The sequence below is a fragment of the Microcoleus sp. w1-18aA5 genome (assembly GCF_036701705.1).
Lineage (GTDB): Bacteria > Cyanobacteriota > Cyanobacteriia > Cyanobacteriales > Microcoleaceae > Microcoleus.
The window spans coordinates 118,238-132,189 of the sequence record NZ_JAUPTE010000001.1; the positions used below are offsets into that span (position 1 = coordinate 118,238).

General features: G+C 44.2%; 14 protein-coding genes and 3 pseudogenes. 2 read left to right on the top strand and 15 right to left on the bottom strand.

The window, feature by feature from the left end; genetic code table 11:
- Nucleotides 1-134 precede the first annotated feature (134 nt).
- From Q5691_RS00525 to Q5691_RS00580, 12 genes and pseudogenes are all read right to left on the bottom strand, one after another.
- The gene (locus Q5691_RS00525; RefSeq protein ID WP_333343717.1) at nt 135-944 is read right to left on the bottom strand and encodes a GAF domain-containing protein; all 810 of its coding nucleotides are present in this window, start codon (nt 942-944) and stop codon (nt 135-137) included.
- Between the two features lie 358 nt (nt 945-1,302).
- Nucleotides 1,303-1,512: a zinc ribbon domain-containing protein gene (locus Q5691_RS00530; RefSeq protein ID WP_333210866.1), complete on the bottom strand. Its 210-nt coding sequence runs from the start codon at nt 1,510-1,512 to the stop codon at nt 1,303-1,305.
- 95 nt (nt 1,513-1,607) lie between these two features.
- A pseudogene (locus Q5691_RS00535) lies at nt 1,608-1,691 on the bottom strand (hypothetical protein); the annotation flags it as partial.
- 10 nt (nt 1,692-1,701) lie between these two features.
- Nucleotides 1,702-1,944: pseudogene (locus Q5691_RS00540) on the bottom strand (hypothetical protein); the annotation flags it as partial.
- Between the two features lie 10 nt (nt 1,945-1,954).
- Nucleotides 1,955-2,110: an ISAzo13-like element transposase-related protein gene (locus tag Q5691_RS00545; protein WP_333343760.1), complete on the bottom strand. Its 156-nt coding sequence runs from the start codon at nt 2,108-2,110 to the stop codon at nt 1,955-1,957.
- 83 nt (nt 2,111-2,193) lie between these two features.
- Nucleotides 2,194-2,529, bottom strand: a complete 336-nt coding sequence (locus Q5691_RS00550; protein ID WP_333309888.1) for an ISAzo13-like element transposase-related protein — start codon at nt 2,527-2,529, stop codon at nt 2,194-2,196.
- A gap of 200 nt (nt 2,530-2,729) precedes the next feature.
- Nucleotides 2,730-2,867 carry a hypothetical protein gene (locus Q5691_RS00555; RefSeq protein WP_333309886.1) on the bottom strand — a complete coding sequence of 46 codons (138 nt, stop codon included), beginning with the start codon at nt 2,865-2,867 and terminating at the stop codon, nt 2,730-2,732.
- 283 nt (nt 2,868-3,150) lie between these two features.
- Nucleotides 3,151-3,552, bottom strand: a pseudogene (locus Q5691_RS00560) (IS4 family transposase); the annotation flags it as partial.
- A gap of 180 nt (nt 3,553-3,732) precedes the next feature.
- Complete coding sequence (locus Q5691_RS00565; RefSeq protein WP_333210861.1) at nt 3,733-5,121, bottom strand: UDP-glucose/GDP-mannose dehydrogenase family protein; 1,389 nt, start codon at nt 5,119-5,121, stop codon at nt 3,733-3,735.
- Nucleotides 5,122-5,274: 153 nt separating this feature from the next.
- Entirely contained in the window at nt 5,275-6,213 is a 939-nt protein-coding gene (locus Q5691_RS00570; protein ID WP_333038674.1) for a UDP-glucuronic acid decarboxylase family protein, read from the bottom strand.
- A gap of 581 nt (nt 6,214-6,794) precedes the next feature.
- A complete protein-coding gene (locus tag Q5691_RS00575) occupies nt 6,795-9,422 on the bottom strand; it encodes a helix-turn-helix domain-containing protein (RefSeq protein WP_333343718.1) in 2,628 nt (875 codons plus the stop codon).
- Nucleotides 9,423-9,551: 129 nt separating this feature from the next.
- Entirely contained in the window at nt 9,552-9,848 is a 297-nt protein-coding gene (locus tag Q5691_RS00580; RefSeq protein ID WP_333216243.1) for a hypothetical protein, read from the bottom strand.
- 419 nt (nt 9,849-10,267) lie between these two features.
- Here Q5691_RS00580 and Q5691_RS00585 point away from each other — a divergent pair, with 419 nt between their 5' ends.
- Complete coding sequence (locus tag Q5691_RS00585) at nt 10,268-10,465, top strand: DNA-binding protein (protein ID WP_333216241.1); 198 nt, start codon at nt 10,268-10,270, stop codon at nt 10,463-10,465.
- A gap of 210 nt (nt 10,466-10,675) precedes the next feature.
- Here the strand turns inward: Q5691_RS00585 and Q5691_RS00590 are convergent, their stop codons facing one another.
- The 3 genes from Q5691_RS00590 to lepA form a co-directional block, all read right to left on the bottom strand.
- Nucleotides 10,676-11,080: a transcriptional regulator gene (locus Q5691_RS00590; RefSeq protein ID WP_333216239.1), complete on the bottom strand. Its 405-nt coding sequence runs from the start codon at nt 11,078-11,080 to the stop codon at nt 10,676-10,678.
- A complete protein-coding gene (locus Q5691_RS00595; protein ID WP_333216237.1) occupies nt 11,064-11,363 on the bottom strand; it encodes a type II toxin-antitoxin system HigB family toxin in 300 nt (99 codons plus the stop codon). Before Q5691_RS00595 ends, Q5691_RS00590 begins: the two co-directional genes overlap by 17 nt.
- Nucleotides 11,364-11,582: 219 nt before the next feature.
- On the bottom strand, nt 11,583-13,397 hold the full coding sequence (gene lepA, locus Q5691_RS00600; RefSeq protein WP_333188357.1) for a translation elongation factor 4: 1,815 nt from the start codon (nt 13,395-13,397) through the stop codon (nt 11,583-11,585).
- A 327-nt stretch (nt 13,398-13,724) separates the two neighbouring features.
- On the opposite strand from lepA, the gene Q5691_RS00605 reads away from it, so the two are divergent.
- Nucleotides 13,725-13,952 carry a type II toxin-antitoxin system CcdA family antitoxin gene (locus tag Q5691_RS00605; RefSeq protein WP_015176471.1) on the top strand — a complete coding sequence of 76 codons (228 nt, stop codon included), beginning with the start codon at nt 13,725-13,727 and terminating at the stop codon, nt 13,950-13,952.

The following is a 13,952-nucleotide window of genomic DNA, read 5'->3' on the forward strand; positions in this document are numbered from 1 at the left end:
TAATTCCCTAAAAATAATTGATGAACCACCTATCGAATTTATTGAGGGAATCTATCGATAAATTGTCAGGTTTTTCCTGTGTAAAACTTGTGGAAACGTAAATATTAGACTTGTTAAATACGCCACTAGAAAGTTTACTGATGCCCCGATTTTTCCTGACTCCTGAAAGTGGCTAACTCTGCGTGAGTTTGGCAAGCTTCACTTAACTCAATGTAATCTAAGATATTGGAAATTACCTGAGAAAGATGGATAGCCGAACGGTGAGCTTCTTGGATAAAATCTCTCTCCTCTATGGGATCGTCAGCTTGGTCGTCTATGGTTAGTTGTAGATAGCCGATGATGTGATTTAGGGGAGTGCGGAGCTCGTGGGACGCTTTCAACAAAAATTGCTTTTTGAGCTGGGATAGTCCTTGTACTCGCTTGGTGCGCTCTTGGTAGAGGGTAGCAAGGGCGATCGCACTTCCTACTTGCTCGGCAAGTTCTTGTGCGAATTCGATCTGGGATTGAGTCCAAGGTCGATCGGTCTTACCCTTTCCCGACGATCGACCTTTGCACTGATGCAAGCTAATTATGCCGTTAGGTTGCTCTTGGTAAGCGGTAGCCACCACTAGCAGCGACTGCGGCCCAAAAGAGTCATTGGCTGCAAAGGACTCTACTACCACCGGTTCGAGGGTGGCTAGAGCTTGAAGGAAATGAGGTGCTGCTGTGAGCGAGATTTCCATTCCCAGCATGGGTAAAAATGGTTCTTGGCAGTATTCAGCAGCTACTTTGACTTGCAGGCTAGAACTTTCATAGGGACAAAGTATACAGCGGCTGACGCCTAGTGTTTCTCCCAGACTGTTAACTGTTTGCTGCCAGATGGTATTGAGATCCAAGGTGCGACGAATATTTCTGCCAATTTGGAGTAAAAGCTTTTGCGATTGAGCTGATATTTGCTGATTCATAGCAACCCTTTTTCTACTAGACTGGCAAAAGTTTACCACTCCGGCAACAGAGCAGGGAGTTACTGAATTTGCCAGCCTGCCGCTGTCCGACTTATTGATTACGTAATTCTACTTAAATATTGCCACAGACCGTCAAACATTACTAAGTATTTGCGGTGTCTTTACAACATCTTTATGATTTTCACATAGAACGGAGAGCGTCCTGTTTTCGTGAACTACCCAGCGCTGACATAAAGGTACAGCGTGAGCTTCTGACTTCAACGGGGATTGCGTCAACTTGGACTTGCGTCCCAGTCTCGGGCTCAAATCCCCTCCTCTACTCAGCAGTCCTGCTTTCCAAGACTGATAGCATTCTGAGTCATTCTGCTCTAATATTTGCTGAAGCGTTGCCATCTCTATCGTGATGGATACCACAACTAGGACAAGTCCATGCCCTAACATCTAATGGCATTTCACTCACCTGATAGTGGCAGTTTGAACAGAGTTTCGAGCTAGAGAAGCATCGGTCAATCTTTACCAACACTTTACCTTCACGGTCTAGTTTGTACTGCAAGAAATTGACAACCATCCTCCAACATACATCAGAAATTGCTCTCTTCTAGTTTGTGGTTACGAACCATGCCCTTTGTGTTGAGACTTTCGACTACGATGACTTGGTTATCGTCAACAAGCTTTCAAGGGTAGCTTATGTAAGTAGTCTTGACGAACATTGTTAATTTGTTCGTGAACCCTAGCAACCAGTTTCCTGGCTTTATTTCTATACTTGCTTCTTTTCTCCTTTCTGGCTAGTTTTTGCTGCTTTTTTTTTCAGGTTGCGTTCATGTTTTGCTAAGAAATGAAAAATTAATAACTTGATTGATGAGTGAGTGAGTTGAGGTACAGCTCGATAATTCCATTTGGGTAAATATTCATCAAAAACAATTTTCATGTTTTTTTTGAAATCATCAGTCACCTTTCGACCAATTTTATATATTTTATCTGCCACATTTACAACTACAGATAGACCATCGTTAGTTAGTGTGAGTTTTTTCCATGAGACTCTTGACTAAATCGAGACTTGTAAAAAATACTCCTTGACCAGCTCTGGTAATATGAGGGAAGAGTCGATGTTTAATGGGATTATATTTAGATATATAGGGATGATAATGAGCAATTTCAAGCTCAATTCCGGTTTTATCTACTAACTTTGTAAATTTTGTTTAAAGATATAATGATTAGCATTATTTCTGCCACCACCATCACACTTAGCTCAAATCGAATTGGGATTAGGATAGGTAGCTTTTCCATAATTGTTCCACCAGTGTTTGATGGATTCACAACCAAATTCACTGGTCTCCTTACTGTTACCGAATGTTACATAACCTCGTTTTTTTTGGCCATCGTAAATTCCATGTGGAATCACTTTCCCGCAACCTAAACTCCAAAAAACATGGTCTAAAGTAATGACAGGTTCGGTTGTATAAAGAGTACCGGAACGATACAAATTACCTAAAACTTCTTTCTTTTTGGTATCAAAACTAATAATGGGATTGCCTGCTTCATCTATACTGTGTGTCGAGCATGGCAATATTGTAAAATTGAGCATTACGATTTTTATTAGTTCCTATTGTTTGCTTTTTTGTGCTTGTTGCTTGACATATTCATGCTTTTTTAAGAGTTTATTTACTAGGGAATACTGATAATAAATCCGACCGACTTAAGTCCCTAAGCTATTTCTTTATGTGTTAAATTAGTCCCTTAAATTAACTCATTCATTGGGTCTCCGGCTCTCGCAAATTTTAAAACTTATAAAAATGCGGCATCAATTCCGATTTGGCTAGAAAAAATATTTTTTCTACCACCGTCAGAATTTCTAATTCTTGAATTATTGACTGTCTCTATCTGTTGCTCCATTTTTTTTAAATTTTCAATTCCATGAACCACGGTATTTCGACTACATCCCCAAAGTCGTATTATATAGCTAATTCAACCCCAATTTTTGAGCCTCAATCCCTACATACCTTCTTTTATCCTTCTCTGATAAAGAGTTATAAAACTTCTTCATTTTAGACGCAATTGAACTCGAATAAAACATGGGTTTAAAGGTAAAATAGTGTACGGTAATAAAAAAACTGTTGCAAGTTGCTCTGGTGTTTTGGTAAACTCAGCGATCTAGCCTTGTTCTTGATTATATCTAATAATTCATCAAGTTATTGATTTTTCATTCCAAAGCATGATTGCCCCAAATTATAGTGACTATGATTAGATTCCGGTCTCGCCATTGAGTTCTTTCGAGAGCAACGGCTACATATTTTTTAGTTGAGAATGTTAATTTTGAACGGTTTCTCCGTTGCGCTCTATTAAATCTTTGCTCTCTAAATTCAGACTTTAAAGCCACTTTGATTATAGGAAACCACAGCAACTTGGCCGAGAGCTGGGGGAGCTTAAGAAATCGCTGGAGACTTCGGACGCGACTATTGTATTGAATCGGTTGTGGAAAGATGTTAGCCAATCTTGATAATCTGACTTGTCGATGGCTTTGAAGCATTAGAACTAAGAGTTCTAAGGTGAGTGCTTGACTCTCGCTCAAGTGGATTCGTAATAACTTTTGGTATAATGTCTTTAGTATTTTTTGTGGGGTGGCTCCCAAGGCCACTCGCTTTTTTACGACTTCTCCATTATCTCAAACAATTGCCCCGTCTGGGTTTTCCCTTGGTTGTCACCCTCTCAGCCTGAATTCTTACCTAACGGATAAGTTGCGATCGCTATCCTCAAGATATAATCGCGATCGCAACTTCACGCTCATTCTTTACCTTCCAATCCCCACATATTGGAAACCAGCCGCTTCTAAAACCTTCTTGTCTAAGAAATTGCGACCATCAATCATCACCGGATGATTCATCAACTTTGCCATTTTCTCGTAATCTAAATTACGAAACTGTTCCCAGTCAGTCACTAACACCAAAGCATCGCAACCGTCTGCCAACCTTTCCGGGTCAGTTTCTACCAAAACTCCCGACAAACCGTGACGCATCCCCGTTTGAGAAACAATCGGATCGTAAGCTTTAACTTTCGCTCCCAATCGGTTCAGACTCTCGATTAAATTCAGCGCCGGAGCATCTCGCAAATCGTCAGTATCCGGCTTGAAAGTTAAACCCAAAAGTCCGACGGTTTTACCTTTGAGAATCTTCAAAACTTGTTGCAACTTTTCAATAGCAATCAACCGCTGGCGTTCGTTAACTTCCACTGCCGCTTTCAGCAAATGCGCCTCGTAACCGTAATCCTCAGCCGTGTGAACTAAAGCCGAGACATCTTTGGGGAAACAAGAACCGCCCCAACCAATGCCAGCTTGGAGAAACTTGTTGCCAATCCGTGAATCTAAGCCGATACCTCGGGCAACTTGACTAACATCTGCACCGACGCGATCGCAAATATTAGCAACTTCATTAATAAAGCTAATCTTCGTAGCTAAAAAAGCATTAGCTGCGTACTTAATCATCTCCGCTGAACTGATATCCGTCATCACCACAGGGACCTCCGGCAAAGACGGATTTTCTGCAAACTTGCGATCGACAATCGGCCGATATAACTGTAGCATCATATCCATAGCGCGCTGAGAGTTGCTGCCAAGAACAATGCGATCGGGATTAAAAGTATCGAAAACAGCACAGCCCTCCCGCAAAAACTCCGGGTTGCTAACCACATCAAATTGAACACCTGTTTTTGCTGCGACTTCCTCACCAGTAGCGCCCTCACCGCTTTGAGGTTTTTGACGTTCTGCTAAACCGTCTAGTACAATTCTTCGCACCCAATCCCCCGAACCGATGGGCACTGTCGATTTGTTTACGATTACTTTGTAATCGCCGTCGAGGTGAGCTCCAATGCCACGAGCAACCGCTTCCACGTAGCGAGTATCGCTTTCCCCAGTAGGCAATGGAGGCGTCCCCACGGCAATAAACAAAATATCCCCGTGAGACACTCCTGCTGCTAAATCCGAAGTAAATTCTAGATTGCCAGACGCAGATGCAGAAGACATTAATTCAGACAGTCCAGGTTCAAAAATAGGCGACTGTCCAGACTTCATTAATTTAACTTTTTCTTCGTTGTTGTCTACGCAAATCACGTGGTGGCCGATGTGGGCCAAACAAGTGCCGGTGACTAAGCCAACATATCCTGTACCGATGACGCAAACCTGCATAGAAATCTCCTCAAAGCTAGTAAATAAATCAGGTAGGAATTGGGAATTGGGAATGGGGAATTAGGAATTGGGAATTGGGAATTAGGAATTGGGAATTGGGAATTGGGAATTGGGAATTAGGAATTTTTTTTCCATCCCTCACTCTCCCAGTCTCTACTTTTGGTTTCCCTCGATGCGATCGCGAAAATCCTTTATAGTCAACTCTAAACCTTGATCCAGCGGCACAGTTGGCTCCCACCCCAACCAATTTTTAGCACGAGTAATATCCGGTTGTCGCTGTTTTGGATCATCTTCCGGCAGCGGTTTAAAGATAATTTCTGCCCCTGGATTAATCGTGTTTTGAATTTTTTGTGCCAGTTCCAATATAGTGTATTCGCCGGGATTCCCCAAATTCATCGGCCCGATTTGGTCGCTATTCATCAAACGAATAAATCCTTCTACCAAATCAGAAACGTAGCAGAAACTCCGTGTTTGGGAACCGTCGCCGTATACTGTCAGCGGTTGATTACGCAAAGCTTGAGCAATAAAATTGCTCACTACTCTGCCGTCATTTTCCAACATCCGGGGGCCGTAGGTATTGAAGATTCGCACAACTCGAATGTCTACTCCATTTTGACGGTGGTAATCAAAAGATAAGGTTTCAGCTACTCGCTTCCCTTCGTCATAACAACTGCGAATTCCTATACAATTAACGTTGCCGCGATAATCTTCTGTTTGCGGGTGGACATCAGGATCTCCGTACACTTCGGAAGTGGAAGCGAGAAAAAATCTTGCTTTTACCCGTTTTGCCAATCCCAACATATTCATCGTGCCGATGACGTTTGTTTTAATTGTCTTGACAGGGTTGTACTGATAGTGTATCGGGGAAGCGGGACAGGCCAGATGGTAAATCTGATCTACCTCTAACCGAATCGGTTCCGTGATGTCGTGGCGGATCAGCTCAAAATACGGGTTGTCCAGCCATTTGAGGATATTGCGTTTAGTCCCGGTGTAAAAATTATCCAGGCAGACTACCTCATGTCCTTGGGCCATTAAGCGATCGATTAGGTGGGAACCGAGGAAACCCGCACCGCCTGTGACTAAAATTCTCATTGTGGAAACTGCCGTTCTGTTTAGGGGTAGGACTGGGGTACAAAAATTCAGTCGCTAGAATGAAACTTTCTAATAGAATAACAAAATTGCGATCGACAATGTAAAGACTTATGCGTCTCTTTCATCAAATCTTTAATTAACTTAGCACTTTGTTCAAAGTATTTGAACAAAGTGCTATAATTCGCAAATGTCCGTAGCAATTTTTATTTAAGCTTTAATATTTCCGAAAAAACACTCTTGACATTAGTTCTGTTATTTGTTAGTAGTTATTGGTTATTTGATGACTTCGGTCTGAGGTTGGGTGATGCCCTAGGGGATAGCTGCGCTTCACGGGCTTATTTGAAAAAACGAGGGTCGATTTATCTGAAAAGCAATATGAGAGAAATTATGTCGATCTAAAACATGAGGTAATAATTTCAGGAAAACTGTAGTTTTACTTGAACCGTTAGGGCCGCCAATAATGTAAATATTTGGCATTATAGTAATATTAATTTTACAGCTTGTCTCTTAGCCCCCCTCGGCTGGGACGAGAGTTTGTGTAGGATTGGTTTCAACGGCCGAATACTCAAAGGGATAACTAACTATCCCTTCCCTCCCCATGACATCTCAACCCAGCGGCGGAATAGTTCAACAGTAATACAGTAGCAACCATCACTTTCTTGAACCACATCGTGGCGTTCGAGAGTTTTTAGTGCTTCCTGTAAACTTGTCTCATCCATCCCTGTTTCTTGACTCAGCCTGTCGAGATTCATTCCTTCTAAGTGAGGTGCTAAGGCTTTTAAAATCTCCTGTTGTCCCGATGCGCCTTGCGTTGCTTGACCCCAAACTCCTGTAAAATAGTAGCGACCTCTGCTGAAGAATTCCGGGTCATTGATCACAGTTGCTACGTCTTCTAGTGTAAACATTGGATCGCGGGGGCGTCCGATTTCAAATACTTGGTCGTTGTAGAGGCGGACTAACAGAAATCCTACCAATTGTGTGAGGTAGGGTTGGCCATGAGTTTGTTCATAAATGCGATCGAGGGCTTCAGGTTTGTAGTCGAGGAGAAAATCATCATCGGGATTGGCTAAAACTTGGCGAGTTGCACCTAGACTCAGGAAACCTACTCGGATGGGGATAATGCTAGCAAAAAAAGGATTGAAATAATCCTGGGTCATTTCATCCAAGGTGTGCAATCCCGCAAAAGCAAAGGCTACTTTAGAACTCATTTGCACCATCCCTCGCAAAAAACCGATAAAATCTTGATTGATCTTCCCAGCGTCTATCAATTCTTCAATTTTTTCAAACTCGTCTAAAGCAATGATTAATCCACTTTCTACATTTGCTATTACTTGTTCGATGTAGCGTCCAAAAGTGAGATAGGGTAAATCGAGTAATTCGCGATCGGCAGGACGTGCAATCTTGACTATTTTGGCAATGGCATCGGTGATGAATATTAGCAATTCGCCGGCTCCTTGAGGGCACTCTCCTACCCGCTGCAAATTCACATAAGCCACCTGTACTTTTGAGCCTAAGCAGTTGCTAGCATTCAACAAAATCGAAGTTTTTCCCATCCGCCGATGACCGTAGAGAGCCACAGATTGAAGTTGATACCCTTTTACCCACAACTCCTCTAGCTGTCTGATGATGTCTTCGCGGCCGACAAATAGCTTGCCTTGGACTGGATCGCCAATTACATAGGGAATACGGACAGGTTGAGTAATCGAAATATCTCCGATTTTCCCGGTCACTTGCAGTAATATTTCTTGCCATTTTTGGGCAGTTTGAATAATTAAATTTCCTTCACATTGTGGTATAATATCTGGACTATCGAGGAGAGTTTCAAGCTCACCTAATGCTCGGTTGAGGGCAAGGGAACGGGCAGAACGAGATAGGCTATTCTGGACGAGTTGAACATCGGCAATTACCCGCCGTAGAGAGGCAATTGCTTCCCAAGAAGTCTCACGCAGCAGAGGTGGATTTGGGGAAGCAGGCAGCTTCAGGGAAGCAATCTCGGCTAGTTCTGCTGTTTGGTGAAAATCTGTGAGAATCTGCGCTAAGGTAAACATCTCGTCTCCATAAAGCAGATCTCGCACTACAGCGAAAGCCTTTGTAGCTTTGTCTGGTTGTTGATTATGGAGATACCAGAAACCAGCGGCAGAGGCACGGGCAGGAGTATTTAAACGAATTTCTGTTTGAAAACGAGCTTGAATTTGTTGTGCATAAGGTGCGATGATTACAAAACCTTCTACTGCTTTTGACTTCATTCCTGCACTTAGAGAAGCTGAGGCAAAACGCACCAACTTCCAATCATAAGGATCTTCTGATAATTGAGCGACGCGATAGATGAGTTGGTCTTTTGGTGTCTCTGCCAGTACACGATTTACAGCTTTAACAACAGGGATAAACTGAAGGGTAAATAGTAGTAGTTGGTTAATGTTGTGCAATCCTGTTTCCCAATCCCGCCTCAGCCAATTAGCTATTTGAGAAGACAGGTAGGGAAGGGGAAGTGGTGTAGTGTGGGGAAATTGTCTATTTTGCTGTTGACGCTGGAGTAGGGTAAACGGTACAGCGAAAAGCCAATTTTCAGGACGTGCGATCGCCACGCCCCACGCCACGCCGGACGCCACGCCGGACGCCACGCCGAACGCCACGCCCGACGCCACGCCCGACACCACGCCGAACGCCACGCCCGACACCACGCCGAACGCCACGCCCCACGCCACGCCGAACGCCACGCCCCACGCCACGCCGGACGCCACGCCCAACACCACGCCCAACACCACGCCCAACGCCACGCCCAACGCCACGCCAAACGCCACGCCCGACGCCACGCCCGACACCACGCCGAACACCACGCCGAACCCCACGCCGAACCCCACGCCCAACAACACGCCAAACGCCACGCTCGACCAATGGATAGAAAAGCCTATTTCCTCCAAAAATCGACTTAAGCCTACGGGGATCACAATGATTAACACAAAGGCTTGTAGAATCAACAGACGCTTGACAGGATTTTGACGCAACCAATCCCATTTCTCTCGCCATGTTTTGGCATCTTCTAAATTAGATTCACCACCAAAGGTAGACTCATACCACCGCAAAGCTTGAGGAAAGTAAAACACCCAATATAATAATCGCAGGTAATCTAAAGGATTCCACAAAGAAAGAGGGCGCTTCAGTTTGGGAGCTAAATCTAACCGAGGAACAGGGCGATCGTTTTGACTCATAAATAGGTGGGGAGGAATAAACAGGACTTACGCACGGGTGGTGAGAAACCGGGTTTTTTACCTAATCTGCGATTCTCTAATGAAATATTTTCTTAAAAAACCCGGTTTCTGGGCCCCCATGTGTAAGTCCTAGTTGATATAACCAGCATAAGTGTGATAGCACAACTGCATCAATTTCTGAGGATAGCCGCCACTTTCAGCAATTAACTCCGCAATTTCTTCCTCAGTAAAATTCACGGGCTGGGCAACAGGTGTTAACCAGGAAGCCTGGAGGCGACTAACAATAAATTCGCGGCTGATTTCTTCATCCCATTGCTTCAGATTTTCCTCAATACAAATCCCTTTAAAAGGAGATGTCATATTTTTGTCTTGACTGTCAGGAAACAGGGTATCGAGAGAGGTGCAGGCGGCGACAACTAGACGCAAAGGTGCGTTATTTCCCTCCGCCAAACCCCGCAATTGGCCGCGTACTTGGTTAGTAAATCCCTCCTCAATCTCCCTCTCCTTTCCAGTACGTTTTCGCCACTGTTATCTTTTTTACCTTACTTTCTGGAGGAGTCTCTTTCTGGATTAGTACGGAAGATCAGCCATCTCCCCAACAAGCTCGCATTTTTGAGACTTGCAATAGCACTTGGAATATGGGTGTGGGTGCGATTTTCGGACTTTTAAGTAGTAAGGTAGTTCAAGATAATGATGATGATGATAATGAGTAATCTCTGATAGTTGATTTGCAAAAAGGCGATCGCCCTTCATCTCCAAAAGTGCGATCGCTCTTTTAAAAACCCTAACTCCTGCTCAGACAGTTGACGTGCTACACTCAGAGTATCGTCACAGCCACAAATAGAATGCAAACCATTACCATCACAATTCCAGACGATCGCCTGCACAAGCTTCAAGAAACCGCCAACCGCCTCGGCATTTCCCTAGAAGCATTACTGCTTGGGGGTGCTGAAAACTTGCTCGCACCACCAGAAACATCGTTCCAAAATGCTATGGAATACGTCCTCAAAAAGAATGCTGAACTTTACCAAAAGCTCGCTTAATGCGGTATCTAACTTTAACAGAAGTCTTAGAACTTTATCGGCGCATTCTTGAGCAGTCTGGCTGCGCTGTCATATTGTTCCTAATTCTATTTGAGAAATTCGGGTTCTGAAAACTAAACTGTATTATGCCACAGTACGATCGCCCTTAATCTCTCAAAGTGCGCGCGAGCGTAGCGATCCCGTAGGGAATCACCCTTAATCTTACTTCCCTTAATTACAAAACAAACTCGGCTCTACATGAAAAAAAGTACCCAAAATCAACGCCAGCTCTTCACCAATATCTCGCTCCCCATTAACCACTTCATACACTTTTTCTTCAGAACCCATAACTCCCACCAAATCCGCAGCTTGTAACTCTCTTTGTTCCATCAAAAACAGGAATATTGAACGAGGCGTTGCTGTGGTTCCTGGTGCATAGAATTCTTGCTCAAACTTTTCAATCAATGCAATCAGCAATTCATATAACTCATCTTCTTCTGGAGTGCGACCGCCCCGGTGCATTAACTCTTCCACCATAGCCAGAGCCTTCTCATTATCCGCTTCATTTCTAATTATTTTAGGCTGATACAGAGACAATAACTCTTTGTATTTATCGGAATTAAAAGTAAGGGTCATTTTTCCATTTTTCCTTATCATACTCAGCATGGGTGAGAATATATTTGATATAAATTAATAGGCTTTCATAATCAATACTAACGATTAATCGATAATTATTACCTTTGATATTAAAAACTGTAAACCCCCCAACTGCTTCGGCTTTAGGAAAAACAGATTGTACCTCAATTAAGTTAGACCATTTAGCCTTGCTAGCAATTTTAAACCAGTTATCCAAAGCTTCCCCGCAATCAGCATGAGTTTCGCTGTATTCACGCACCCGTTTGTAGCTGATTATGTGCATCTACTATACGCAATTTAAACTAAGTTTTAGTTTAGCTCAACCAATTTCTTTGGTCAAGAGCGAGCGCCCTTAATCTGCAAAAGGTAGAATAGGTCGGAAAGCCTGTTCCTAGAACCCCATTTGTGGAACAGACCGGAAAGCCTGTTCCTAGAACCGACAAAAAAACAGACTCTTTGTGGAACAGGCATCTTGCCTGTTCCTGACAAAAAGCCACACAGATTACGAATCTCGATCGAGCTTCAGCACAGCCATAAAAGCCTCCTGCGGCACATCCACAGTACCAACAGACTTCATCCGCTTCTTACCCTTCGCCTGCTTTTGCAGCAACTTCTTCTTCCGCGAAATATCACCGCCGTAACACTTCGCCAACACATCCTTCCGCAAAGCCGGAATGTGCTCCGAAGCAATCACCTTAGCGCCAATTGTCGCTTGAATCGGCACCTTAAATTGGTGGCGAGGAATCAACTCCTTGAGTTTTTCCGTCAATCCGCGGCCCACATTATAAGCCTTATCCCGGTGTACGATCATCGCCAAAGCATCAACCGGATCGCCATTAATTAAAATGTCCATTTTCACTAACGGATTTTCGCGGTAGCCAATTATGTGATACTCCATGCTCGCATAACCGCGCGATCGCGATTTCATCTGATCGAAAAAGTCCGTCACCACCTCCGCCAAAGGCAACTCGTAAACCAGCGTAGTTCGGCCTTGACTCAGATACTTCATATCCATAAAAATGCCCCGCCGACTTTGAGACAGTTCCATCAGCGCGCCCACATAAGTTTCCGGCGACAGCATTTCTACCCGCACATAAGGTTCCTCAATTTTCTCGCGATACTGAGGATCTGGCAAGTGGCTGGGATTGTCAATTGTTAACACTTCCCCTTTAATTGTTGTGATTTGATAAACCACAGAAGGAGCCGTAACAATCAAATCCAAATTGTATTCTCTCTCCAGTCTTTCTTGCACAATTTCCATGTGCAGCAATCCCAAGAAACCGCAGCGGAAACCAAATCCCATCGCACTCGAAGTTTCTGGTTCGTAAGAAAGCGCTGCATCGTTGAGTTCGAGTTTTTCTAAAGCTTCGCGCAAATCTGGAAATTGGTCAGCATCGATCGGGAACAGGCCGCAAAAAACCATCGGTTTTGCTTCTGTATAACCCGGCCAAGGCTCCGGTGCGGGCTTTTTGACCAAAGTAATCGTATCGCCGACGCGAGCATCCGCTACGGCTTTAATTGCCGCGCCCAGATAACCAACTTCCCCCGCGTGCAGTTCGTCTACTTGAACTTGAGTCGGTGAAAGGATGCCCAATTCATCGATGACATATTCCTTACCCGAAACCATCAACAAAACTCGATCGCCCTTTTTGACACTTCCGTCCATCACCCGGAAATACACAATTACCCCGCGATAAGGGTCGTAATAACTGTCAAAAATTAGCGCCCTGAGCGGTTTGTCAACAGTATCCTGCGGCGGCGGCACTAATTCGACGATCGACTCCAAAATCTCATCTATACCAATTCCTTCCTTAGCCGAAGCCTCAATCGCCCCGCTACAGTCCAGACCGATAATTTCTTCAATTTCCCCTTTTACCCGTTCCGGTTCTGCCCCCGGCAGGTCAATTTTATTTAAAACAGGAATAATTTCCAGATTGTTTCCCAAGGCAAGGTAGACATTTGCCAGGGTTTGTGCTTCCACGCCTTGAGATGCGTCTACCACCAGCAGCGCCCCTTCGCAAGCAGCGAGCGATCGCGACACCTCGTAAGAAAAGTCCACGTGTCCGGGAGTGTCGATCAGATTCAGCACGTACTCCTGACCGTCCTTGGCAGTATAATTCATCCGAGCCGCTTGCAGCTTGATCGTAATGCCGCGTTCGCGTTCGAGATCCATATTGTCTAAAAACTGCTCCTTCATCTCCCGTGCCTGCACAGTCCCAGTCGCCTGCAACAGGCGATCGGCCAAGGTCGATTTTCCGTGGTCGATGTGAGCAATAATCGAAAAATTACGAATGCGAGATACAGGGACGTTAGTCATGTTTTTTATCGAAGAGCTAATCGGCAAAGGATACTTTTTGTTGTATGATTACACAAGCAAGAGTAGAGTGCTTACTTCAACCTCTTACTGGGGATTGAGATGAAACCACAACTGAGGCAAACCTCAAGAGTATCAGTTATTACCCATCAAGTGTCCGACCGAGCCCGGATACCTAAAAGGAAAAAACTTTTCTCTGTCTCATTGTACAGAAAGCTGTTAAGCGGTTGAGGAAAGGTGGGGTGCAAATCAGGGACTGCAAATATCTAGTCCAGTCGCTTGTCATCAAAAGAATTGAAACCTAAGAATTAAAACTAGGATTTTTTAACTATGAGCCAGTCAAGTATACCCTCCCACAGTTCGTCAGAAAAAGTGGAACTATCTATCCATATAGATTCTGAACTGCTAGACCAAATTAAGCACTTGACGAATGACCCCAGCAAAGTCATTGAAACAGCAATCAAGCAGTGGCTCAGAGGCGAGCGCCGCGAAGACGAGCTGGCTCTGAGTTTACGCCGCAACCCCCCAGTCCCGCCGCGTGGTGAATGGAACGACTGA

Excerpts from the sequence above, each read along its gene's own strand:
- Q5691_RS00525 (WP_333343717.1), bottom strand. The coding sequence starts at position 944 with ATGAATCAGCAAATATCAGCTCAATCGCAAAAGCTTTTACTCCAAATT.
- Q5691_RS00530 (WP_333210866.1), bottom strand. The coding sequence starts at position 1,512 with ATGGTTGTCAATTTCTTGCAGTACAAACTAGACCGTGAAGGTAAAGTG.
- Q5691_RS00550 (WP_333309888.1), bottom strand. The coding sequence starts at position 2,529 with ATGCTCAATTTTACAATATTGCCATGCTCGACACACAGTATAGATGAA.
- Q5691_RS00565 (WP_333210861.1), bottom strand. The coding sequence starts at position 5,121 with ATGCAGGTTTGCGTCATCGGTACAGGATATGTTGGCTTAGTCACCGGC.
- Q5691_RS00570 (WP_333038674.1), bottom strand. The coding sequence starts at position 6,213 with ATGAGAATTTTAGTCACAGGCGGTGCGGGTTTCCTCGGTTCCCACCTA.
- Q5691_RS00575 (WP_333343718.1), bottom strand. The coding sequence starts at position 9,422 with ATGAGTCAAAACGATCGCCCTGTTCCTCGGTTAGATTTAGCTCCCAAA.
- Q5691_RS00585 (WP_333216241.1), top strand. The coding sequence starts at position 10,268 with ATGCAAACCATTACCATCACAATTCCAGACGATCGCCTGCACAAGCTT.
- Q5691_RS00590 (WP_333216239.1), bottom strand. The coding sequence starts at position 11,080 with ATGACCCTTACTTTTAATTCCGATAAATACAAAGAGTTATTGTCTCTG.
- Q5691_RS00595 (WP_333216237.1), bottom strand. The coding sequence starts at position 11,363 with ATGCACATAATCAGCTACAAACGGGTGCGTGAATACAGCGAAACTCAT.
- lepA (WP_333188357.1), bottom strand. The coding sequence starts at position 13,397 with ATGACTAACGTCCCTGTATCTCGCATTCGTAATTTTTCGATTATTGCT.
- Q5691_RS00605 (WP_015176471.1), top strand. The coding sequence starts at position 13,725 with ATGAGCCAGTCAAGTATACCCTCCCACAGTTCGTCAGAAAAAGTGGAA.